Annotated in this window: 18 protein-coding genes; 12 read left to right on the top strand and 6 right to left on the bottom strand. The window is 65.3% G+C overall.

The window, feature by feature from the left end:
• Nucleotides 1-104: 104 nt before the first annotated feature.
• Complete coding sequence (locus AC0L20_RS02120; protein WP_473287229.1) at nucleotides 105-1,019, bottom strand: LysR family transcriptional regulator; 915 nt, start codon at nucleotides 1,017-1,019, stop codon at nucleotides 105-107.
• 101 nt (nucleotides 1,020-1,120) lie between these two features.
• Between AC0L20_RS02120 and AC0L20_RS02115 the strand changes: the two genes are divergently transcribed.
• The 8 genes from AC0L20_RS02115 (at nucleotide 1,121) to AC0L20_RS02080 (ending at nucleotide 10,428) form a co-directional block, all read left to right on the top strand.
• On the top strand, nucleotides 1,121-2,617 hold the full coding sequence (locus AC0L20_RS02115) for a CoA-acylating methylmalonate-semialdehyde dehydrogenase (protein ID WP_094896561.1): 1,497 nt from the start codon (nucleotides 1,121-1,123) through the stop codon (nucleotides 2,615-2,617).
• Between the two features lie 118 nt (nucleotides 2,618-2,735).
• Nucleotides 2,736-3,881: an isobutyryl-CoA dehydrogenase gene (locus AC0L20_RS02110; protein ID WP_473287228.1), complete on the top strand. Its 1,146-nt coding sequence runs from the start codon at nucleotides 2,736-2,738 to the stop codon at nucleotides 3,879-3,881.
• Entirely contained in the window at nucleotides 3,878-4,945 is a 1,068-nt protein-coding gene (locus tag AC0L20_RS02105) for an enoyl-CoA hydratase/isomerase family protein (RefSeq protein ID WP_473287227.1), read from the top strand. Before AC0L20_RS02110 ends, AC0L20_RS02105 begins: the two co-directional genes overlap by 4 nt.
• Nucleotides 4,946-4,975: 30 nt before the next feature.
• Nucleotides 4,976-5,866 (top strand): 3-hydroxyisobutyrate dehydrogenase, encoded by an 891-nt coding sequence (mmsB, locus tag AC0L20_RS02100; RefSeq protein WP_473280960.1) that lies wholly within the window; start codon nucleotides 4,976-4,978, stop codon nucleotides 5,864-5,866.
• Nucleotides 5,866-7,584 (top strand): AMP-binding protein, encoded by a 1,719-nt coding sequence (locus tag AC0L20_RS02095; RefSeq protein ID WP_473287226.1) that lies wholly within the window; start codon nucleotides 5,866-5,868, stop codon nucleotides 7,582-7,584. Before mmsB ends, AC0L20_RS02095 begins: the two co-directional genes overlap by 1 nt.
• A complete protein-coding gene (locus AC0L20_RS02090; protein WP_473287225.1) occupies nucleotides 7,585-8,061 on the top strand; it encodes a MaoC family dehydratase in 477 nt (158 codons plus the stop codon).
• Between the two features lie 226 nt (nucleotides 8,062-8,287).
• Nucleotides 8,288-9,205, top strand: a complete 918-nt coding sequence (locus AC0L20_RS02085) for an SDR family NAD(P)-dependent oxidoreductase (RefSeq protein WP_473287224.1) — start codon at nucleotides 8,288-8,290, stop codon at nucleotides 9,203-9,205.
• A complete protein-coding gene (locus tag AC0L20_RS02080; RefSeq protein WP_473287464.1) occupies nucleotides 9,202-10,428 on the top strand; it encodes a BaiN/RdsA family NAD(P)/FAD-dependent oxidoreductase in 1,227 nt (408 codons plus the stop codon). Before AC0L20_RS02085 ends, AC0L20_RS02080 begins: the two co-directional genes overlap by 4 nt.
• An 8-nt stretch (nucleotides 10,429-10,436) precedes the next feature.
• Here AC0L20_RS02080 and AC0L20_RS02075 read toward each other — a convergent pair whose 3' ends face one another.
• Complete coding sequence (locus AC0L20_RS02075; RefSeq protein ID WP_473287223.1) at nucleotides 10,437-11,654, bottom strand: MFS transporter; 1,218 nt, start codon at nucleotides 11,652-11,654, stop codon at nucleotides 10,437-10,439.
• Between the two features lie 91 nt (nucleotides 11,655-11,745).
• Between AC0L20_RS02075 and AC0L20_RS02070 the strand changes: the two genes are divergently transcribed.
• Nucleotides 11,746-12,648: a LysR family transcriptional regulator gene (locus AC0L20_RS02070; protein ID WP_473287222.1), complete on the top strand. Its 903-nt coding sequence runs from the start codon at nucleotides 11,746-11,748 to the stop codon at nucleotides 12,646-12,648.
• On the opposite strand, the gene AC0L20_RS02065 is transcribed toward AC0L20_RS02070, so the two are convergent.
• From AC0L20_RS02065 to AC0L20_RS02055, 3 genes are all read right to left on the bottom strand, one after another.
• Entirely contained in the window at nucleotides 12,649-13,728 is a 1,080-nt protein-coding gene (locus AC0L20_RS02065) for an alanine racemase (protein ID WP_473287221.1), read from the bottom strand.
• Nucleotides 13,729-13,791: 63 nt separating this feature from the next.
• Nucleotides 13,792-15,597, bottom strand: coding sequence for an ABC-F family ATP-binding cassette domain-containing protein (locus tag AC0L20_RS02060; protein WP_473257398.1), 1,806 nt, complete (start codon nucleotides 15,595-15,597; stop codon nucleotides 13,792-13,794).
• Between the two features lie 8 nt (nucleotides 15,598-15,605).
• Nucleotides 15,606-16,103, bottom strand: coding sequence for a YaiI/YqxD family protein (locus AC0L20_RS02055; protein WP_473287220.1), 498 nt, complete (start codon nucleotides 16,101-16,103; stop codon nucleotides 15,606-15,608).
• A 141-nt stretch (nucleotides 16,104-16,244) separates the two neighbouring features.
• Between AC0L20_RS02055 and AC0L20_RS02050 the strand changes: the two genes are divergently transcribed.
• Nucleotides 16,245-17,045: a hypothetical protein gene (locus AC0L20_RS02050; protein WP_473287219.1), complete on the top strand. Its 801-nt coding sequence runs from the start codon at nucleotides 16,245-16,247 to the stop codon at nucleotides 17,043-17,045.
• A gap of 128 nt (nucleotides 17,046-17,173) precedes the next feature.
• On the opposite strand, the gene AC0L20_RS02045 is transcribed toward AC0L20_RS02050, so the two are convergent.
• Nucleotides 17,174-19,543, bottom strand: a complete 2,370-nt coding sequence (locus tag AC0L20_RS02045) for a xanthine dehydrogenase family protein molybdopterin-binding subunit (protein ID WP_473287218.1) — start codon at nucleotides 19,541-19,543, stop codon at nucleotides 17,174-17,176.
• Between the two features lie 212 nt (nucleotides 19,544-19,755).
• Between AC0L20_RS02045 and AC0L20_RS02040 the strand changes: the two genes are divergently transcribed.
• Both AC0L20_RS02040 and AC0L20_RS02035 read left to right on the top strand, forming a co-directional pair.
• The gene (locus AC0L20_RS02040; RefSeq protein ID WP_473287217.1) at nucleotides 19,756-20,823 is read left to right on the top strand and encodes a Ppx/GppA phosphatase family protein; all 1,068 of its coding nucleotides are present in this window, start codon (nucleotides 19,756-19,758) and stop codon (nucleotides 20,821-20,823) included.
• 1 nt (nucleotide 20,824) lies between these two features.
• Entirely contained in the window at nucleotides 20,825-21,511 is a 687-nt protein-coding gene (locus tag AC0L20_RS02035) for an RlmE family RNA methyltransferase (RefSeq protein ID WP_007592230.1), read from the top strand.
• The last annotated feature ends 37 nt before the right edge of the window (nucleotides 21,512-21,548 follow it).

Here is a 21,548-nt window from a genome sequence, read left to right as displayed (position 1 = left end):
GTGGGTTAGCGAAGCGTAACCCACCATGCTTCAGTGAGCACTGGACGAAGTTGGCGGGTTACGCCGAGCAGATGCGCTTTGCGCATCTGCAGGGCTAACCCACCCTACGAAGTCCGCCCCGCAAACAGCGCCCGCTCGCGCTCCACAATCTCGGAAATATAATCCGCCACCGCGCGGATGCGTGCGAGGTCCTTGCTGTCGGCGTGCATCAGCATCCAGAAGGTGCGGGTGATCGAGACCTCTTCCGCCAGCACCGCAATCAGCTGCGGATAGTCAGCCGCCATGAAGTGCGGCAGCACGGCGATACCGAAGCCGGCGAGCGTGGCATTGAGTTGTGCGATCAGATTGGCGCTGCGCAAGCGTGCGGAGACCTTCGGCGACACCTGCGGCAGATAGTCGAGCTCGGGCGTGAACAAGAGCTCCTCAATATAGCCGACGAATCGATGCTGCGGCAGGACCTCGCGCGAGGTGATTTTCGGGAAGCGGTCGAGATAGGCGGGCGCGGCATAGAGTCCGAGTCGGTAGTCGAGCAGCTTGCGGCCGACGATGCGGCCTTCCTTCGGCATGGTCAGGCTGATGGCGATATCGGCCTCGCGCTTGGAGAGGCTGAACAGCCGCGCGGTTGCCACCAGTTGCAAATCGAGATCGGGATACCGGTCGGCGAACTGAGCGAGCCGGGGCGCCAGGAAGGCGGTGCCAAATCCGTCGGGGGCGCCGATCCGCACCGTTCCGGTCAGCCGCGCCACGGAGCCACCGACCTGCTCCTGGTTGGCGACGATGGTCGATTCCATGGCTTCCGCGCTGTCGGCGACGCGCTGGCCGGCCTCTGTCAGCAGGTAGCCGGTCTTGCGCCGGTCAAACAGCTTGGCCGAGAGGTGCTTCTCCAGCCGGTCGACGCGGCGGATGACGGTAGCATGGTCGACGCCGAGCTGTTTTGCCGCAGCCGAAACCGAGCCGCCCCGCACGATGGCCAGCACGAAGCGGAAGTCGTCCCAGTCGATAGCGCCTTGATCCAGCATTTTCGCACATCTATGGTGCATTATCTCAGACTTGAATCCTATAAAATGCAGGTCGATAGGATTTGTCAAAGCGTTCAAGCTTGCCTTAAGGAGACCATTCCATGCGTTCAGTCGGACATTTCATTGGTGGCAAGGAGGTCAAGGGCACCTCGGGCCGCACCGCCGACGTTTTCGAGCCGATGACGGGTGACGTCCAGGCCAAGGTGGCGCTGGCGTCCAAGGCCGAGGTTCGCGCCGCCGTGGAGAACGCCCGCGCCGCGCAGCCGGAATGGGCCGCGACCAACCCGCAGCGCCGCGCCCGCGTCATGATGAAATTCGTCGAGCTGGTGCAGCGCGACTACGACAAGCTCGCCGAACTGCTCGCCCGCGAGCATGGCAAGACCGTTCCGGACGCCAAGGGCGACATCCAGCGCGGCCTCGAAGTCGCGGAATTCGCCTGCGGCATCCCGCACCTGATGAAGGGCGAATACACCGAAGGCGCCGGGCCCGGCATCGACATCTACTCGATGCGCCAGGCGCTCGGCGTCGTCGCCGGCATCACGCCGTTCAATTTCCCGGCGATGATCCCGATGTGGAAGTTCGCGCCTGCGATTGCCTGCGGCAACGCCTTCATTCTGAAGCCATCGGAGCGCGATCCCGGCGTGCCGATGATGCTTGCCGAGCTGATGATCGAGGCGGGTCTGCCGGCCGGCATTCTCAATGTCGTCAACGGCGACAAGGAAGCGGTCGACGCCATCCTCGACGATCCCGATATCAAGGCCGTCGGCTTCGTCGGCTCCACGCCGATCGCGCAATACATCTACGAGCGTGCAGCCCAGACCGGCAAGCGCTGCCAGTGCTTTGGCGGCGCCAAGAACCACGCCATCATCATGCCGGATGCCGACATGGACCAGGCGGTCGACGCCCTGATCGGCGCCGGCTACGGTTCGGCCGGCGAACGCTGCATGGCCGTGTCCGTCGCGGTCCCCGTCGGCAAGTCCACCGCCGACCGCTTGATGGAAAAGCTGATCCCGCGCGTCGAGTCGCTCAAGATCGGCACCTCGATCGATCCGTCCGCCGATTATGGTCCGCTGGTGACGCGGGAGGCGGTCGAGAAGGTCAAGGGCTATATCGACATCGGCATCAAGGAAGGCGCGACGCTCGCCGTCGACGGCCGCGGCTTCAAGATGCAGGGCTACGAGAACGGCTTCTATCTCGGCGGTTCGCTGTTCGACAACGTCACCAAGGACATGCGAATCTACAAGGAAGAGATTTTTGGCCCCGTGCTCTCGGTCGTGCGCGCGCACGATTACAAGGAAGCGCTGGCGCTGCCGTCGGAGCATGATTACGGCAACGGCGTTGCGATTTTCACCCGCGACGGCGATGCCGCGCGCGATTTCGCTGCCAAGGTCAATGTCGGCATGGTCGGCATCAACGTGCCGATTCCGGTGCCGATCGCCTATTACACCTTCGGCGGCTGGAAGAAGTCGGGCTTCGGCGATCTCAACCAGCACGGTCCGGATTCGGTCCGCTTCTACACCAAGACCAAGACGGTGACCTCGCGCTGGCCGTCCGGCGTCAAGGAAGGCGCGGAGTTCTCGATCCCGCTGATGAAGTGATCTCCTCGGCCGTCATTGCGAGGAGCGCAGCGACGAAGCAATCCAGTATCTTTCCGCGGAGGCGGTCTGGATTGCTTCGCTTCGCTCGCAATGACGAGTAAGAAATGAGCAGCCCATCATGCAGTTCGCTCTGAACGAGGATCAGATCGCGGTTCGCGACATGGCGTTGGCGTTTGCGGCGGAAAAGATCGCGCCGCACGCGCTGCGCTGGGACGAGGAGAAGCATTTTCCGGTCGAGGTCATGCGCGAGGCCGCTACGCTCGGCATGGGCGGCATCTACATCCGCGACGATGTCGGCGGCTCCGCGATGTCGCGGTTCGACGCGGCGCTGATCTTCGAGGCGCTGGCGACAGGCTGTCCGACCACCTCGGCCTTCATCTCCATCCACAACATGGCGTCCTGGATGATCGATGCCTACGGCAGCGACACCCAGCGCCACACATGGTTGCCCAAGCTCTGCACCATGGAGCTGATCGCGAGCTACTGCCTGACCGAGCCCGGCGCCGGCTCGGACGCGGCGGCGCTGCGCACCCGCGCCGTGCGCGATGGCAATCATTACCTCCTCAACGGCCAGAAGCAGTTCATCTCCGGCGCCGGCGACACCGATCTGCTGGTCACGATGGTGCGCACCGGTGGCGACGGCCCCGGCGGCATCTCGACGCTCGTGATCGACGGCAAGACGCCGGGCGTCTCGTTCGGCGCCAACGAGCGCAAGATGGGCTGGAACGCGCAGCCGACCCGCGCCGTGATCTTCGAGAACGCGCGCGTTCCGGTTGCCAATCGCTTGAGCGAGGAGCGCGTCGGCTTCAAGATCGCGATGGCGGGCCTCGACGGCGGGCGTCTCAACATCACGGCGTGCTCACTAGGCGGCGCGCAGACCGCGCTGGACAAGGCGCGCGCCTACATGAAAGAGCGCAAGGCTTTTGGAAAGCGGCTCGACGAATTCCAGGCGCTGCAGTTCAAGCTCGCTGACATGGCGATCGAGTTAGAAGCTGCGCGTACCTTCTTGTGGCGGGCAGCGGCCGCACTCGACCGGAAAGATCCGGACGCCACCATGCTGTGCGCCATGGCAAAACGGTTTGGCACCGATGCCGGCTTTGAGGTCGCAAACCAGGCGCTCCAGCTTCACGGCGGCTACGGCTATCTCAGCGAATACGGCATCGAGAAGATCGTGCGCGATTTGCGCGTGCACCAGATTCTCGAAGGCACCAATGAAATCATGCGGCTGATCGTGGCGCGCAAATTGATCGAGAGCGCCCGATGAGTGGAGTGGAGGAGGGCGACCTGGTCGCGCGGGTCGAGGGCGCGGCCGGCATTGTCAGGCTCAACCGTCCGAAGGCAATCAATGCCGTGACGCTGGAGATGTTTCGCGACATCGACAAGGCGCTCGACCGTTTTCAGGCCGATCCCGCCGTTGCCGTGATCGTGCTGGAAGGTGCCGGCGAGCGCGGCCTGTGTGCGGGCGGCGACATCCGTGCGCTCTGGGAGAGCTCCAAGGTCGGCGGCGACCTCGGCAAGATCCTGTGGCGGGAAGAGTACATCCTCAACGCCCGGATCAAGAAATTCCCGAAACCCTATGTCGCCTTCATGGACGGCATCGTGATGGGCGGCGGCGTCGGGCTTTCGGCACATGCGAGCCATCGAATCGTGACCGACCGCACCAGGCTCGCGATGCCCGAGGTCGGGCTCGGTTTCTTCCCCGATGTCGGCGGCACCTGGCTGTTGTCACGCGCGCCGGGCGAGATCGGCACTTATTTTGGCCTGACCGGCCAGACCATGAACGGCCCCGATGCGATCCACGCGAAGTTTGCCGACGCGGTGGTACCGGCGGCCAAATGGCCCGAGTTGCGCGACGCGCTGACCAAAGTTCGCCAGGGCGTCACGGCGGCCGATGTCAGCAAGGTCATCAACGGTTTTGCGACCGGGGAGATCGCGGGGCCGGTGGCAGCCAAAGAGGCGGCGATAGACGCGCTGTTCGGCTTTGACCGCATGGAAGACATCTTTGCCGCGCTCAAGCGCGACGGTTCCGAGTTCGCGCTCGCGACGTTGAAGACGCTCAACGAAAAATCGCCGCGCGGCATGGTGGTGACGCTCAAGCTGCTGCGGCTCGCGCGCATCGCGTCGAGCCTGGAAGAATGCCTGGTGCGCGAATATCGGGCTGCGCTGGAAGTCTTTCGCAGCGACGACTTTCGCGAAGGCGTGCGCGCCGCGGTGATCGACAAGGACCGCAATCCGACCTGGTCGCCGTCGCGGATCGAGGACGTCACGCCGGACATGCTTGCGTACTATCTCGCCGAGATCGGCGCCGACGAATTGAAGTTCAACTAATCAACGAAACGTTCAGCGGAGGAAACCAAGATGGCCACGATCGCATTCATCGGTCTCGGCAACATGGGCGGCCCCATGGCCGCCAATCTGGTCAAGGCCGGCCACAAGGTCGTCGCTTTCGACCTCGCCGAGGCCTCCCGCAACCAGGCCAAGGCTGACGGTGCCGGCATCGCCGAGAGCGCGGCAGGCGCCGTGAAGGGCGCCGATGTCGTTGTCACCATGCTGCCGGCCGGCAAGCATGTGCTCGGCGTGTGGGGCGAGGTCGTTCCTGTCATGACCAAGGGCGCGCTGATCATCGACTCCTCCACCATCGACGTCGAGAGCGCGCGCCAGGCGCATGTGCTGGCGGCCAAGCACGGGGTGCTTTCGGTCGACGCGCCGGTCTCCGGTGGCACTGGCGGCGCCAAGGGCGCAACGCTCACCTTCATGTGCGGCGGCGAAGACAACGCGTTTGCAGCGGCAAAGCCCGTGCTGGAGAACATGGGCAAGAAGATCGTGCATTGCGGCGGCGCCGGCGCGGGCCAGGCCGCAAAAATCTGCAACAACATGATCCTCGGCATTTCCATGATCGCGGTGAGCGAGGCGTTCGCGCTGGCCGAGAAGCTCGGGCTCTCCCATCAGGCGCTGTTCGACGTCGCCTCGACCTCGTCGGGCCAGTGCTGGTCGCTGACGACCTATTGCCCGGTGCCCGGGCCGGTGCCGACCTCGCCCGCCAACAACGATTACAAGCCGGGTTTTGCCTCGGCGCTGATGGTGAAGGATCTGACGCTGGCGCAGGACGCCGCCAAGGCCGCCGGCGCGGCGACGCCGCTCGGCAAGCATGCGCAGGAGATCTATCAGTCATTCGACGCAGCCGGCCAGGGCGGGGTGGATTTTTCCGGAATTATCAAGCACGTTAGGGGGCTGGCCGGGAAAGCTTGATGACGACATTTCAGGAAGCGCGCGCGTTTCTGCTTCATAACCGCACGGACTACGAGACAGCGGTCAAGGGCTTCCGCTGGCCCGATCCTGTTCCCTTCAACTGGGCACTCGACTGGTTCGACGCCGAGCTGGCGGCGAATGCGGACAGCAAGGATCGTCCTGCGCTCTGGATCGTCGATGCCGCGCAGGACCGGCAGACCAAGCTCTCGTTCGGAGCGTTGTCGCGCCGCTCCAACCAGGTCGCGAACTTCCTTCGTGCACAGGGCTTGAAGCGCGGCGATCATCTCCTGCTGCTGCTCGGCAATGTCGTTCCGCTGTGGGAGACGATGCTGGCCGCGATCAAGCTCGGCGTCGTCGTGATTCCCGCAACGACGCTGCTCACCGCCGACGAGCTCCGCGACCGGCTCGATCGCGGCAAGGCGAAGGCGGTCGTGGCAGCGCAGGACCAGGTTGCGAAGTTCGCAAGTCTTGGTGCCGACAATATCGTCCGCATTGTCGTGGGCGAAGCCTCCGATGGCTGGCTTTCCTATGATGACGCGGCAAAGGCGTCGGAGAGTTTTGCAGCTGACGGCCCGACCAACGCCGACGACCCGATGCTGCTCTATTTCACCTCAGGCACCACCGCAAAGCCAAAACTGGTGCGGCACAGCCAGCGCAGTTATCCCGTCGGCCATCTCTCGACCATGTACTGGATCGGGTTGAAGCCCGGCGATGTCCATCTCAACATCTCCTCGCCCGGCTGGGCCAAGCACGCCTGGAGCTGCTTCTTCGCGCCGTGGAACGCGGGCGCAACCGTCTTTGTGGTCAACCAGCCGCGCTTCGACGCCAAGGGGCTGCTGGCCACCATCGGCCGCTGCGGTGTCACCACGCTGTGCGCGCCGCCGACGGTGTGGCGGCTGTTCATCCAGGAGAACCTGGCGTCGTTCAAGGTGGCCTTGCGCGAGGTCTGCGGTGCCGGCGAGCCGCTCAATCCTGAGGTGATCGACCAGGTGCAGGCCGCCTGGGGGCTCACCATCCGCGACGGTTACGGCCAGACCGAAACGACCGCGCTCGCCGGCAATTCGCCGGGGCAAAGGATCAAGATCGGCTCGATGGGACGGCCGCTACCGGGCTATCGCGTGCAGGTCAGCGACGCCGATGGTCATCCGGCCAAGGAGGGCGAGGTGGCTCTGGTGCTCGGCGAAGACCGCCCCGCCGGCTTGATGCAGGGCTATCAGAGCGACGACGGCAGGTTGTCCGGCGCCGAAGGCGAGCTTTATCGCAGCGGCGACGTCGTGTTCGAGGACGACGATGGCTATCTCACCTTCGTCGGCCGGTCCGACGACGTGTTCAAATCCTCCGACTATCGCATCAGCCCGTTCGAGCTCGAGAGCGTGTTGCTCGAGCACGAGCTCGTCGCGGAAGCCGCCGTGGTGCCGAGCCCGGATCCGATCCGGCTCGCGATTCCCAAAGCTTTTGTGCTGCTGACATCCGGCGCGGAGCGCTCGCCGGAAACCGCGCTCTCCATCTTCAGGCATCTGCACACGCGCCTTGCGCCGTTCAAGCGCATCCGCCGCCTCGAAATCGTCACGGAGCTGCCGAAGACGATCTCGGGAAAGATCCGCCGGGTTCAGCTCAGACGCCTTGAGCGTGACGACGATCGCAACGATCCCCTGCGCGGCCGGGAATTCCGCGAAGAGGATTTTCCGGAGCTGCCGAAAACACGGAGTGAGACCTAAGTGAACGAAGTCTGGAAGAAGCCGCCGATTGCCTTGGACGCCTATCAGGCCATGGTCGGCAAGGAGATCGGCGTGTCGTCGTGGCACCTGGTCGATCAGCCCCGCATCGACACCTATGCCAACGTGATCGAGGATCACCAGTTCATTCACGTCGACCCGGAGCGTGCGAAGGAGACGGCGTTCGGCACCACCATCGCGCACGGTTTCCTGACGATGTCGCTGCTGTCGATCATGTCCTACGAGGTGATGCCCGTCATCGCGGGCACCACGATGGGCGTCAATTACGGTTTCGACAAGCTGCGTTTCATCTCGCCGGTGCGCTCGGGCAAGCGCGTTCGCGGCCGTTTCGTGCTGGCGGAAGCCAAGCTGCGCAAGCCGAATGAATTGCAGTCGCGCACCAACGTCACGGTGGAGATCGAAGGCGAGGACAAGCCCGCGCTGGTCGCGGAGTGGCTGGGGTTGATCTATTTTGCCTGAGGCGGGCCGGCACGGTCGGGCTTGACCCGGCAACCCATCGCTGGTCAAAAAGCGACCCAAAGCGCGGTCTGACCCTCTCCCCTTGTGGGAGAGGGTGGCTTCGCGGAGCGAAGCCGGGTGAGGGGTATCTCTCCGCGGACTCGCTCGTCGAGACAACCCCTCATCCGGCGCTTCGCGCCACCGTCTCCCACAAGGGGAGAAGGAAGAAGAAGCAGGAACTGCACTCATGGCAATTAGGTTCGACGGACGCGTCGCCATCGTCACCGGCGCGGGCAATGGTCTGGGGCGCGCGCACGCGCTGGGATTGGCAAGCCGTGGCGCCAACGTCGTGGTCAACGATTTCGGCGGCGCGCGCGACGGCAGCGGCGGCTCGCTCTCGCCGGCGGAAGCCGTGGTCGAGGAGATCCGTAAAGCGGGCGGCATTGCCATGGCCGACGGTGCCGACGTCTCCAATTTCGAGCAGGTCACCGCGATGGTCGAGCGCGCCACCAAGGAGTGGGGCAGCGTCGATCTCTTGTGCGCCAATGCCGGCATTTTGCGCGACAAGTCGTTCGGCAAGATGGAAGCGGCCGATTTCCAGAAGGTACTCGACGTGCATCTCGTCGGCACCTTCTATTGCTGCAAGGCGGCCTGGGCCGGCATGCGCGATCGCAACTATGGCCGCATCGTGCTGACGACGTCGTCCTCCGGCCTCTACGGCAATTTCGGCCAGGCCAATTACGGTGCGGCCAAGTCCGGCATGGTCGGCCTGATGAACGTGCTGGCGGAAGAGGGCCGCAAGACCGACATCCGCGTCAACATCATCTCGCCGACAGCGGCAACCCGGATGACGGAAGAGCTGCTGCCGCCGCAGGCGCTGCAATTGATGAAGCCGAACGCGATCACGCCGGCGGTCGAGTACATGCTGAGCGAGGATGCGCCGACCCGCACCATCATGGGCGCTGGCGCCGGCTCGTTCGCGGTGATCAAGATCGTCGAAAGCGAAGGCATCAACCTGCCGGAGTCCGAGTGGACCCCGGACGCGGTCGCAGCGCATTTCGCCGAGATCAGCGACATGTCGAAGGCGAAGGCGCTGCAGGGGGCGTTCGAGCAGACGCAGAAGTATGTGGCGCAGGCCGCTGCGCGCGCCGGGGTGAAACTCTGACAGCCGTCGCCGTCATCGGCGCCGGCCCTGCCGGGCTGATGGCGGCCGAAGTGCTCGCGCAGGGCGGTGCTCGTGTGACCGTCCACGATTCGATGCCGTCCGCGGGCCGCAAATTTTTGATGGCCGGCCGCGGCGGGCTCAATCTCACCCACAGCGAACCGCTGCCGCAGTTCATGGCGCGCTATCGCGAGGCGGCGCCGAAGCTAACAGCGGCGATCGACGCCTTTCCGCCTGACGCGCTGCGCGCCTGGAGCGAGGCGCTGGGCGAGCCGACCTTTGTCGGCTCCAGCGGGCGTGTGTTTCCGAAAGCGTTCAAGGCATCGCCCTTGCTGCGGGCCTGGCTGCGGCGCCTCGATGCTGCTGGCGTGCGCTTTGCCTTTCGCCAACGCTGGATGGGCTGGGACGGGAAAGGACGACTGGTCTTTGACGCACCCGGCGGTGCTACCGCCATCACCGCGGACGCGACAGTGCTGGCACTCGGCGGCGCCAGCTGGCCGCGACTGGGCTCCGATGGCGGCTGGACGACGATCCTCGCCGACAAAGGCGTTGCGATCTCGCCGCTGCGGCCAGCGAACTCCGGCTTCACCGTCGACTGGTCCGAAATCTTCCGCGCGCGCTTCGAAGGCCAGCCGCTCAAGGGCATCACGCTGTCCTTCGGCCCACACCGCGTGCGCGGCGAGGCCATGATCACAAGCGGCGGGATCGAGGGCGGGGCGATCTATGCACTATCGGCCGAACTGCGCGAGGCGATCGCGGCGAGCGGCGCAGCGCTCCTGCACGTCGCGTTGCGGCCGGATGTCGATCATGGCGAACTCGTCAAGCGCCTGTCCGCCTCGCGCGGCAAGCAATCGTTCTCGAACTTCCTGCGCAAGGCTGCGCAGCTGTCGCCAGTCGCGGGCGGGCTGTTGCAGGAAGCCGCCATCGGTGCTGACCAGTCGTTGTCGGCAATACCGGCTGAGCGATTGGCGGAGCTCATCAACGCCGTGCCGATCAAGCTCATAGGCGTCGCGCCGATCGCGCGCGCGATCTCCAGCGCCGGCGGGATTTCCTTCGACGAGCTCGACGCCGACTTCATGATCCGCAAGCTGCCGGGCGTGTTCGCGGCCGGTGAGATGCTGGACTGGGAGGCGCCGACGGGGGGCTATTTGCTCCAGGCCTCGTTCGCGATCGGAGCTGCGGCGGGCAGGGGCGTCTTGCAACGGCTCGCCCAATTGTCGTCCTGACCATCCCATCACGATGTTCCGGTCCGGGTTGCGAGATCCGTCAGGAGGCCGAGCACGCCAAAGCTTGCCGCCACCGCGCAGACCATCGTCCAGCCGCCAAAACTCCAGGCCAGCGATGCCGCCGCCGCGCCGACGCCACCGCCGATAAAGAACAGCGCGACGAACAGGCCGTTCATGCGACCGCGGGCCTCGGGGCGCAACAGGTTGATGGCGCGACGGCCCAACGTCTGGTCGGTGGTGATGCCGACGTCGAGCAGGATCGTGCCGAGGCTCAGGACCAGCAGACTAGTGATCTGGGAGTCCAGCGCTCCCGCCCAGGCACAGAGCGCGAGCGACCCGATGATGAGCAGATGGGCGGCAAAGAACATCGGCCGCGCCCGGCCCTTGTCGCCCCAGCGGCCAGCCATCGGTGTCGCCGCGGCGCCCGCTACGCCGATCAGTGCAAAAGCGGCAACTCCCTTGGCATCGAGATCGAACGGCTCCTCCGGCAGCCGCAGCGCGACCGCCGACCAGAACGCCGTGAAGGAGGCCATGACAAGAGATGCGGTCCAGGCCCGCACGCGCAGCACGGGCTCTTCGCGCAGCAGTCTTGGAAAGGACAGCAGCAACTCGGTGTAGCTCGCGCGTGCCGTCGGTCGAAGGGTTGGAAGGTAGCGGGCGAGCGCGCCGGCAAGCAGGGCCATCAGAGCGGCCGAGACGACATAGTAGGCGCGCCAGCTCCAGAGATCGGCGATCAGGCTCGCCGCCGGTCGTGACAACAGGATGCCGATCATCAATCCGCCCATCACCTCGCCGATGGCCTGGCCGCGGCGATCCGGCGCCACCATCGATGCGACCAGCGGAACCATCATCTGGATCGCCGCGCAGCAGGCGCCAAGGATGAAGGTGGCGAGCAGCAGAAGCGCGGGCGTCGGCGCGAGCGCCGTTGCGAGAGCGGCGAGGATCGCGCAGCCGAGTGTGCGGAGGATGACAAGCCGGTTCTCGACCAGATCGACCAGAGGTACGAGCAGCAGCAGGCCGAGTGCGTAGCCCAGCAAGGTCAGCGTGCTGATCAGCCCCGCCTGCCACGCCGGCATCGACATCGACCGGCCGATCGAGCCGAGCAGGATCTGCGGCGCGAACAAATTGGTGACGACGACACCGGCAGTGATCGCGCCGAGCCAGATCAGCGGCCGCTCGGCGAGCTGGTTTCGGGACGCAGGCCTGGTGGTTTCGGAGACAGTCATGGGACCTCGCAACTGTGGCGCGGGACCCTTTAAGCGGGGACATCAATATGCTACAATTCAAATAAGCCTATAAAGAATATGCGGGTTTGTTATGAATACCCATGACCTTGTTGCTTTCGTCGCCGTGGTTGAGACCGGATCGATTGTCGCAGCGTCGGCGCGTCTCAATCTCACCCAGCCTGGCGTGACCCGACGTATCCAGAATCTCGAGGAGATGTTGGGGGCGCAGCTTCTGGATCGGCTCTCGAAGCCCCTGAAGCCCACGGCAGCGGGCCATGAGGCCTACGAGCAGGGCAGGCGTCTGCTCAGGATGCTGGACGACCTCAAGTCGGGCGTGGCCAACGACGGAATGGTCCGCGGCGAGTTCAGGCTCGGTCTGACGCCGTTTCTCTCGGAGGCGGGCCTGACCGCACCACTCGATGCGGTGCGCGCCGAATTTCCCGCGCTGGCGGTGCAGGTGGTCTCCGGTTGGTCACCGAACCAGCTCGAGCGTGTCTGCCGCAACGAGCTCGATGCAGCCGCGATCTGTCTCCCCGACGGTGCAGTGCCGCCCGCCGATCTCGCGGCCGACGATCTCGGCGCGCAGCCCGTCGTCTTCGTCGTCGCACGTGAGATGAAGATCCCGCGCACCGTCGACCTGGAACGGCTGTCCCAATTATCGTGGGTGATCAACCAGGACGGCTGTGGATTTCGCGATACGCTGAAGCGGAAATTCGACGCCTCGCATCTGCCGTTCAACATCGCCGTCGAGGCGCTGGACAGTGAGCTCCGCCTGTCGCTGGTGTCGCGTGGCCTCGGCGTCGGGCTGGTCACCCCGATCGCCCTGAAACGCAGCGCATTTCGCGACAGGCTCAAGCCGGTCGCTGCGCGCGACTTCAAACCCGCCGTGCGCGCATGGGTGGTGCATCGCGCCCCCGCCGGTCGGCTGGAGCGGCCGATCAAACTCTTCCGCGATGGCTTGGTCCGGGAACTCCAGGCGCTGATCGGGGGCTAGCTACCGCAGCTTCCCCCGTGCCGCCACCGGCAGCGTGCCGATGATCTCCTCGCCGCGCACCATCACCACTTCGTCCATCATGTTGACGACGACGCAGACATGATTTGGCACGACCCGCACGATGTCGCCGACATTGGGCCGGGTGTTGCTGCGGGAGAGATCGAGGAAGCCGTGCTCCTCGGCGAAGCGCGCGATCTTGGCTTCGGGGTGCTCAAGGATCAGGCCGTGGCCGTCGAGCCCGCCGGTATCCGTGGTCAGCGTCTTGGAGCCGGCATCGAGGATGCCGCGCTCGGGCGCGGCACGGCTCACCACGGTTGAATAGATGTGCAGCGCGCAGTCGTCCCAGGTGGCGACGCCGGCCGCGACCTGCATGCGATCGTTGTAGATGTAGGTGCCGAAGCGGTGCTCGGTGCCGCCCTTGAGCTTGCCGAGATTCTTCAGGTTCGGCGTCCCGCCGGTCGAGACGATCTTTGCATCCAGCCCGTGCGCGCGCACGCCGGCCAGAGCTTCGTCATAGAATTTTTGCGCGTCCGCCCAGCCAGTCTCGGTCGGATACATCATGAAGCCGGCGAATTGCAGTCCCTTGGATGCAGCAATCTCCTGCGCCAGGGCAATGGCCTCGGCGGGCGTCTCGACGCCGGCGCGCTTGCGGCCGGTATCGCATTCGACCACGACCGACAGCGGTCGGCCTGAGGCCGCAGCGGCCTTGGGCAGGCCGGCAACGACGGTCGAATTGTCGGCGGCGACCGTCATGTTCGCCTTTGCCTGCAGCGCCCCTAACCGCGCCATCTTCTCCTCGCCGAGCAGGTTGTAGCTGATCAGGATGTCATCGACACCGGCATTGACCATGATCTCAGCTTCACCGAGCTTCTGGCAGGTGATGCCCTTGGCGCCCGCAGCAATCTGCATCTTCGCAATGGTGGGGTTCTTGTGCGTCTTGATGTGGGGACGGTTGGCGATCCCCGCGTCATCGCAGGCCTTCTGAATCCGCGCGATGTTGCGCTCGACCTTGTCCATGTCGATGACGGCGCAGGGCGTGCCGTATTCGCGGGCGATCTTGGCGGCGAGGGTCGTTGTCATGGAAGTCTCTGAGTTGGCGCGCATTCTGTTTGCAAAGCGGTGTCCACTTTTGCGAAATGCACGCTAGGCCTGTTCAATCTCTTCGCGCCGCACTTCGAGCTCCAGCCATTTGTCTTCGGCCTCCGCCAGCTCCTTTTGCGCCTTCGTCAGAGCATCGGAGGCCTGGTCGAAGCGCTTGCGATCCTTGCGGAAGAGATCGGGGTCGTCAAGGAAGCGCTGCTGCTTGGCGATCTCGGCTTGCAGCTTGGCGATGGTCTTGGGCAGCGTCTCCAGCGCGTGTTGCTCGTTGAAGGTCAGCCGTCGTCTCGCGACGCCGGAAGGCGCGGCTGATCGCTGTTCTCTTGTCTCTTCGACGGCCTTCGCTGTCGCGCGCTTCACGTCGGCGCCGCGCTGGGCCAGCATGTCGGTATAGCCGCCGGCATATTCGAGCCAGCGTCCGTTGCCCTCGGGCACGATCACGGAGGTCACGACGCGGTCGAGAAAATCGCGATCGTGGCTGATCAGGATCACGGTGCCCTCGTAGTCGCTGAGCATTTCCTCGAGGACGTCGAGGGTCTCGAGGTCGAGGTCGTTGGTCGGCTCGTCCAGCACCAGGAGGTTGGAAGGCTTCGCCAGCGCGCGTGCCAGCATCAGCCGGCCGCGCTCACCGCCCGACAGCACCTCCAGCGGCGTGCGCATCTGTTCCTGGGCGAACAGGAAGTCTTTCATATAGCTCACGACATGCTTCGGCTTGCCGCCGACCATAACATGGTCGCCGCGGCCGCCGGTGAGCGCCTCGGCCAGCGTCGTCTTCGGATCGAGACTTTCCCGATGCTGGTCGAGCGTCGCCATCTCGATGTTGGCGCCGAGCCGTATGCTGCCGCTGTCCGGTGCGCTGCCGCCGGTCAGCATCTCGATCAGCGTGGTCTTGCCGGCGCCGTTCGGGCCGACGATACCGATGCGATCGCCGCGCTGGACGCGGATCGAGAAGCCGTCGACGATCTTTCGCTCGCCATAGGACCGGCTGATATTCTTGGCCTCGATGACGAGCTTGCCGGATTTGTCGGCTTCGGCAGCCGCGAGGTTGGCGTTGCCCGTCGCGCCGCGATGGGTGCGGCGCTGGTCGCGCAGCGCGTGGAGATTGCCGAGCCGCTTGACGTTGCGCTTGCGGCGGCCCGAGACGCCGTAGCGCAACCAATGCTCTTCGTTGACGATCTTGCGGTCGAGCTTGTGCTGGTCGCGCTCTTCCTCCGCGAGCACCTCGTCGCGCCAGGCCTCGAAGGCACTGAAGCCCCGGTCGATCTGCCGGATCTGGCCGCGGTCGAGCCAGGCGGTGCTGCGCGATAGATTGCCCAGGAAGCGCCGATCGTGGCTGATGATCACCAGCGCGCAGCGGCGGCTCTCCAGTTCGCTCTCCAGCCATTCGATGGTCGGAAGATCCAGATGGTTGGTCGGCTCGTCCAGCAGCAGGATGTCGGGTGAGGGCGCCAGCACGCGCGCCAGCGCCGCGCGGCGGGCTTCGCCGCCGGAGACATGCGCCGGATCTTCTTCGCCGCTGAGACCAAGCTGTTCGACCAGATAGCGCGCCTGATAGTGGTCGTCGCCGGCATTGAGGCCCGCCTCGACATAGGCGAGCGTGGTGGAGAAACCGGAAAAATCCGGCTCCTGCGGCAGGTAGCGAATGGTGGCGCCGGGCTGCACGAAGCGGCTGCCGCCATCCGGTTCGACCAGGCCGGCGGCGATCTTGAGCAGCGTCGATTTACCGGAACCGTTGCGGCCGATCAGGCAGACGCGCTCGCCGGTCGAAACCGACAGTTCGACGCCCGCCAGGAGCGGCGTGCCGCCAAAGGTCAGCTTGATATCGCGCAGTTGAATCAGCGGTGGCGCCATGCGGTGTCTCAGTCCTGTCTTGTTGCGGCCTGATCGGCGCGGCGGCGCTGGATGCGGCGGATGGTCTGGTCGAGCGTCGACAGAAACGTCGAGCGGTCGCGCGGTGAATATGATTTCGGACCGCCGGTGACTTCGCCGGCCGAGCGCAGATCGGTCATCAGGTCGCGGACCGCGAGCGTCATCCCGATCGATTCCTCGGTGAACGCCTTGCCGTTGGACGCAATCACATCGGCGCCGGCCTTCACGCAGCGGCTCGCGAGCGGAATATCCGAGGTAATGACGATATCGCCGGGCCCGGCGCGTTCTGCGATCCAGTCATCGGCCGCGTCCATGCCGGCACCCGCGGCGACCCGCTCGATCAGCGGATCCTGGGGCACGCGGATGAAATTGCCCGCGACCACGCTCACGGGCAGGCGGTGTCTGCCGGCGACGCGATAGATCTCGTCCTTCACCGGACAGGCGTCGGCGTCGACATAGATGCGTGTGGTGTTTTGACGGTTCGTCATTGTCCGTAGATGGGGCTTGCGAAGCGGTTCCGCAGCAGCCGCGTGGTACCCCATTCGGGCCGCAAAGGCGAGGGGATTGACCCCGGTTCCTCAGGGCCTACGATCGGCCCGAAACAACAAGAATTTGGGGAAAGCCAAGCCATGCCGAACCGGCTCGAAACCTATCGTGTCGAGGCCTACAACACGGCCAAGCAATCCGAAAACAAGATGCATGACGACAATGTGGCGCGCCGTTTCGGCTTTTCCGGTGGGCTGGTTCCCGGCGTCGACGTCTTCGCCTACATGATGCATGTGCCGGTGGCGCGCTGGGGCCGCGATTTCCTGTCGCGCGGGCTGATCGAGGCGCGTTTCATCAAACCGGTCTATGACGGCGAGACCGCCGACGTCGATGCGACCGAGCACAACGGCCTGCTCACGATCGAGGTGTTCAGCCGCATCGAGCTCTGCGCGACGGGGACGGCGTCGCTGCCGGCAACTGCGACTGCGGTGTCGTTGAGCGACTATCTCGAGGTCCCCGCGATTGCCGAGCGCAAACCGGTCAGCCCGGCAACATTCGAGACCGGCAAATGGCTCGGTACGACGCCGCGCCGCTGGGCCGGGCAGGATGCGGCCGACTATCTCGCCGACATCCGCGAGGCCGATCCGATCTTCGCGCGCGAGGGGCTCGGCCACCCCGGCCTGATCCAGCGCGTCATGAACCGCGTGCTGGTGGACAACACGATCCTCGGCCCGTGGATCCATGTCGGCAGCCGCATGCAATTGCTGTCAGCCGCGCGCGCCGGCGACGAGATCACCGCGCGGGCCAAAGTCACCGCGAACTACGAGAAGAAGGGCCACCGCTTCGTCGAGCTCGACGCGCTGGTGGTCGCCAACGGCACGACGCCGCTGGCGCACTGCCAGCACACCGCGATCTACCAGCCGCGCGAGCAGGCGGCGGCGTAGGCGGTAGGTACGGGGCACATCATCACCACATCGTCATGCCCGGGCTTGTCCCGGGCATCCACGTTCTTGATGCCTCACGGCGTGGATGGCCGGGTCAAGCCCGGCCATGACGAAGGAGAGAGCGTGATTTACGCCGCTTTCCCCTTCGCATCCTGGATCGCGCGCCACACACGCTCCGGCGTCAGCGGCATGTCGATGTGCTTGATGCCGTAGTCGGAGAGCGCGTCGATCACCGCGTTCACGACTGTCGACAGGCTGCCGGCGCAGCCGGCTTCGCCGCAGCCCTTGCTGCCGAGTGGATTGGTCGTGGCCGGCACCGGGTGGTCGCCGATCGTCATGTTCGGAACGTCCTCGGCGCGGGGCAGTGCGTAGTCCATCAGCGAGCCCGTGATCGGCTGACCGCTCTCGTCGTAGCGGACGTGCTCCATCAGAGCCTGGCCGATGCCCTGGACGACGCCGCCATGGAGCTGGCCCGCGACCAGCAGCGGATTGATCACCGTGCCGAAATCGTTGACCGCGCTGTAGCGCACGATCTGCACGACGCCGGTCTCAGGGTCGATTTCAACTTCGGCGACATGGCAGCCGTTCGGGAAGGCCGAGGGCACCGGTTCGCTGGTGTGATCGACGTCGAGGCTGTCGGGCACGCCCTCCGGCGTGCCGTCGTGCAGGCGCTTGGCGAGCTCCATGATGTCGATGCTGCGGTCGGTGCCGGCGATCGTGAAACTGCCGCCTTCGAATTCGATGTCGGCTTCGGATGCCTCGAGCATATGCGCGGCGGCGCGCTTGCCCTTTTCGATCACGAGCTTGGCGGCACCCACGATCGCCATGCCGGTCGCGGTGATCGAGCGCGAGCCGCCGGTGCCATTGCCGGTGTGGACGATGTCGCTGTCGCCCTGCACCAGCTTGACGCTGTCGAAGGGGACACCGAGCTGCGCACACAGCACCTGCGCGAATGCGGATGCGTGGCCCTGGCCGTAATCGAGCGTACCGGTGATGAGCTGCACGGATCCGTCGGGATCGAACACGATCTTGCCGAGTTCGACGCCGGGAGGTGCGGTCACCTCCAGATAGGAGCCGACGGCGATGCCGCGCAGCTTGCCGGACTTCTTGCTCTCCTTCTTGCGCTTGGCAAAATTCTCGTGGTCGGAGATTTCGAGCGCCTTGTTGAAGACAGCCTGGAAGTCTCCGCTGTCATAGGTGACGCCGGAGGACGCGGCGAACGGCATCTGGTTCTGCTTGATGAAGTTACGCTTGCGCATCGTCAGGCGGTTGATGCCCATCTCGTCGGCGGCGCGGTCGATCAGCCGCTCCATGTAATAGTTCGCCTCGGGCCGGCCGGCGCCGCGATAGGCGCCCATCAGCGTGGTGTTGGTCAGCACCGTCTTGATGTCGACGGCCATCAGCGGCGTGCGGTAGACGCTGGAGAAGTTCTTGCTGGTGTTGAGCGAGAGCGGACTGGGCGCAACCCCGGTGATGTAGGCACCGAGATTGCCGTAGCCCGATAGCTTGGCGGCGAGGAAATGCCCCTCGGCGTCCAGCGCGAGCTCCGCGTGAATCTTCTGCGCACGGCCGTGGCTGTCCGACAAGAAGCTGGTCGAGCGTTCGTCCAGCCATTTCACCGGCCGTCCCAATTCCTTGGCCGCGTACAGGATGCACATGTATTCGGGATAATTGACGTTCTTCATGCCGAAGGAGCCGCCGACATTGGCGGTGAGGATGCGCACCTTCTCGTTCGGCACCTTCAGGTTCTTGGCGAGGTTGGCGCGGTTGCCGGCGACACCCTGTGTCGGCATCTGGATGGTGTAGCGCTCGGTCTTCTTGTCGTAGGAGGCAAGGCCGACGCGCGGCTCCATCGAGACCACGGCGACACGGGTGTTTTCGATGTCGACCTTGGTCACGTGAGCGGCGCTGGCGAAGGCGGCGTCGACCTTGTCGATGTCGCCATAGTGGTAGTCGAGCGCGACATTGTTCGGGATGTGGTCGTAGAGTTGCGGTGCGCCGGGTTTTGCGGCTTGCTCGGGATCGGTCACCGCCGGCAGCGGCTCGATATCGAGCTCGACCGCCTCGGCCGCGTCGCGCGCCTGGGCCAGCGTGTCCGCCACCACGAAGGCGACGGGATCGCCGACGAAGCGGACCTTGTCGGTTGCGAGCGGCTGGCGGTTGGTCTGGAGCAGGGGCGAGCCGTCACGGCTCTTCAGCGGCAGGCCGCAGGTGAAGGGGCCGTAGCCGGCCGCATCGAGGTCTTTGCCGGTCCACACCCCGAGCACGCCCGGCATCGCCCTGGCGGCATCGATGTTGATGCCGCGAATGACGCCGTGGGCATGGGTCGAGCGAACGATCGCAGCATGGACCTGGCCGGGCAGGTTGAAATCGTCGGTGTAGCGGCCCTTGCCGCGCACCAGGGTATCGTCCTCCTTGCGGCGGACCGGCTGCCCGACGCCATATTTTTGCAGTGCAATAGCGTTTTCGAGCGTGGAGGATTTGGTGTGTTCTTGCATGGAATTGACCTGAAAAGCCGGCAATTGCGCGGTTTTGGGGGGCGCCTGGGGGACCGGACCCCTCAAAAATAGCCCACCGGCCCGTTCACGACAACGCACGAATGGGCATGGTCCCATGTGATGCGTTGTTGCGCAGGATTGGCGCGCTGCTAAGGTTTCAGGCGAAAAAGCAATTCCAGATCGGCCCTACCGGCCGCGGAAAGACAGTTTGTATGAATGACCACACGCGGCTCCGCGACGGCCTTGCGCCGCACGGTGAGCTGGGGTCGATGGCGGCGGCGTTCGCCACTGAACCGGCCGTCGGCGCGCAAGCGCCGGGAACCGGCGTCTACGCGGCGCTCGACCTCGGCACCAACAATTGCAGGCTCCTGATCGCCTGTCCGACCCACGACGGCTTTCGGGTGGTCGATTCCTTCTCGCGCATCATCCGGCTCGGCGAGGGCGTCTCGGCAACCGGGTGCATCAGCGAGGCCGCGATCGAGCGCGCCATCGTGGCGCTCGGCATCTGCCGCGACAAGATCAACCTGCGCAAGGCGCGGCGGCTGCGGCTGATCGCCACCGAAGCCTGCCGCGCCGCCTCGAATGCCGAAGGCTTTCGCAGCCGCGTCGCTGCCGAGACCGGCATCGAGCTCGAGGTGATCGACCGCGAGACCGAGGCGGCGCTCGCCGTGCTCGGCTGCTCGCCGCTGGTCGATCCCAGGGGCCGCGGCGCGATCCTGTTCGACATCGGCGGCGGCTCGACCGAGCTGGTGCGGATCGAGCGCGACGCCGCAAATCCGGAGCCGCGCATCAAAGCCTGGATGTCGATCCCGTTCGGGGTGGTCACGCTTGCCGAGCAGTTCGGCGGGCGCGACGTGACGCCGGAGATCTACGCCGCGATGGAGCGCGAGGTCGCCCATCACATCAAGCCGTTCGCCGAACAGCATGGCGGCGATCTCACTGATATGCATCTGCTCGGCACGTCAGGCACCGTGACGACGCTCGCCGGCATCCATCTCAACCTCGCGCGCTACGACCGCCGCCGCATCGACAGCGTCTGGATGAACGACACCGACGTCACAGCGACCATCAACAAGCTGCTCGGCATGAGCTACGAGGAGCGCGCCGCGAACAGCTGCATCAGCGTCGAGCGCGCCGATCTCGTCCTGGCCGGCTGCGCCATCCTCGACGCGATCCGCGGCGCCTTTCCGCTGCCACGCCTGCGCGTCGCCGATCGGGGCCTGCGCGAAGGCATGCTGGTCGAGATGATGCGCGAAGACGGCGCGCTCAGGAGCTGGTGAGATGGCCAAGGACACCACCGGCCGCTTGCACGTCCAGGTCAAGACCCACGGCAAGCGCAAATTGTCATCGAAGCTCTGGCTGGAGCGGCAGCTCAACGACCCCTATGTGGTGAAGGCGAAGGCGCTGGGCTATCGCTCGCGCGCCGCGTTCAAGCTGCTCGAGATCGACGACAAATACCGGCTGCTCAAGCACGGCATGGCCGTGGTCGATCTCGGTGCGGCGCCGGGCGGCTGGAGCCAGATCGCTGCCAAGCGCGTCGGCTCGGTCGACGGCAAGGGCAAGGTCATCGCGATCGACCTGCTGGAAATCCCCGAGATTGCCGGGGTCGAGTTCGCGCAGCTCGACTTCATGGACAATGACGCGCCGGACAAGCTCAAGGCCATGCTCGACGGCGGCGCCGACATCGTGATGTCCGACATGGCCGCCAACACCACCGGCCACCGCAAGACCGACCAGCTCCGCATCGTCGGCCTGATCGAGACCGCCGCCGCGTTCGCCTGCGACGTGCTGAAGCCGGGCGGGACCTTCCTGGCGAAGGCGTTCCAGAGCGGGGCCGACGCCGAGCTGCTCGCCCAGCTCAAGCGCGATTTCGCCACGGTACGTCACGTCAAGCCGGCCGCGAGCCGCGCGGATTCCTCCGAGCGCTACGTGCTCGCGACGGGATTTCGGGGCGGGGCGACGGAATAGCAACAAACTCGGTCATTGCGAGGAGCTCTTGCGACGA

The sequence above is a fragment of the Bradyrhizobium sp. Kon58 genome (assembly GCF_055807455.1).
Note: the sequence above shows the minus strand (reverse complement) of the source record. Positions and strands in the feature narration are given on the sequence as shown.

Coding starts and splice junctions, on each gene's coding strand:
- AC0L20_RS02065 (WP_473287221.1), bottom strand. CDS start 13,728: ATGACAACGACCCTCGCCGCCAAGATCGCCCGCGAATACGGCACGCCC.
- AC0L20_RS02050 (WP_473287219.1), top strand. CDS start 16,245: ATGCCGAACCGGCTCGAAACCTATCGTGTCGAGGCCTACAACACGGCC.
- AC0L20_RS02060 (WP_473257398.1), bottom strand. CDS start 15,597: ATGGCGCCACCGCTGATTCAACTGCGCGATATCAAGCTGACCTTTGGC.
- AC0L20_RS02040 (WP_473287217.1), top strand. CDS start 19,756: ATGAATGACCACACGCGGCTCCGCGACGGCCTTGCGCCGCACGGTGAG.
- AC0L20_RS02095 (WP_473287226.1), top strand. CDS start 5,866: ATGACGACATTTCAGGAAGCGCGCGCGTTTCTGCTTCATAACCGCACG.
- AC0L20_RS02035 (WP_007592230.1), top strand. CDS start 20,825: ATGGCCAAGGACACCACCGGCCGCTTGCACGTCCAGGTCAAGACCCAC.
- AC0L20_RS02110 (WP_473287228.1), top strand. CDS start 2,736: ATGCAGTTCGCTCTGAACGAGGATCAGATCGCGGTTCGCGACATGGCG.
- AC0L20_RS02120 (WP_473287229.1), bottom strand. CDS start 1,019: ATGCTGGATCAAGGCGCTATCGACTGGGACGACTTCCGCTTCGTGCTG.
- AC0L20_RS02070 (WP_473287222.1), top strand. CDS start 11,746: ATGAATACCCATGACCTTGTTGCTTTCGTCGCCGTGGTTGAGACCGGA.
- AC0L20_RS02115 (WP_094896561.1), top strand. CDS start 1,121: ATGCGTTCAGTCGGACATTTCATTGGTGGCAAGGAGGTCAAGGGCACC.
- mmsB (WP_473280960.1), top strand. CDS start 4,976: ATGGCCACGATCGCATTCATCGGTCTCGGCAACATGGGCGGCCCCATG.
- AC0L20_RS02085 (WP_473287224.1), top strand. CDS start 8,288: ATGGCAATTAGGTTCGACGGACGCGTCGCCATCGTCACCGGCGCGGGC.
- AC0L20_RS02075 (WP_473287223.1), bottom strand. CDS start 11,654: ATGACTGTCTCCGAAACCACCAGGCCTGCGTCCCGAAACCAGCTCGCC.
- AC0L20_RS02105 (WP_473287227.1), top strand. CDS start 3,878: ATGAGTGGAGTGGAGGAGGGCGACCTGGTCGCGCGGGTCGAGGGCGCG.
- AC0L20_RS02055 (WP_473287220.1), bottom strand. CDS start 16,103: ATGACGAACCGTCAAAACACCACACGCATCTATGTCGACGCCGACGCC.
- AC0L20_RS02045 (WP_473287218.1), bottom strand. CDS start 19,543: ATGCAAGAACACACCAAATCCTCCACGCTCGAAAACGCTATTGCACTG.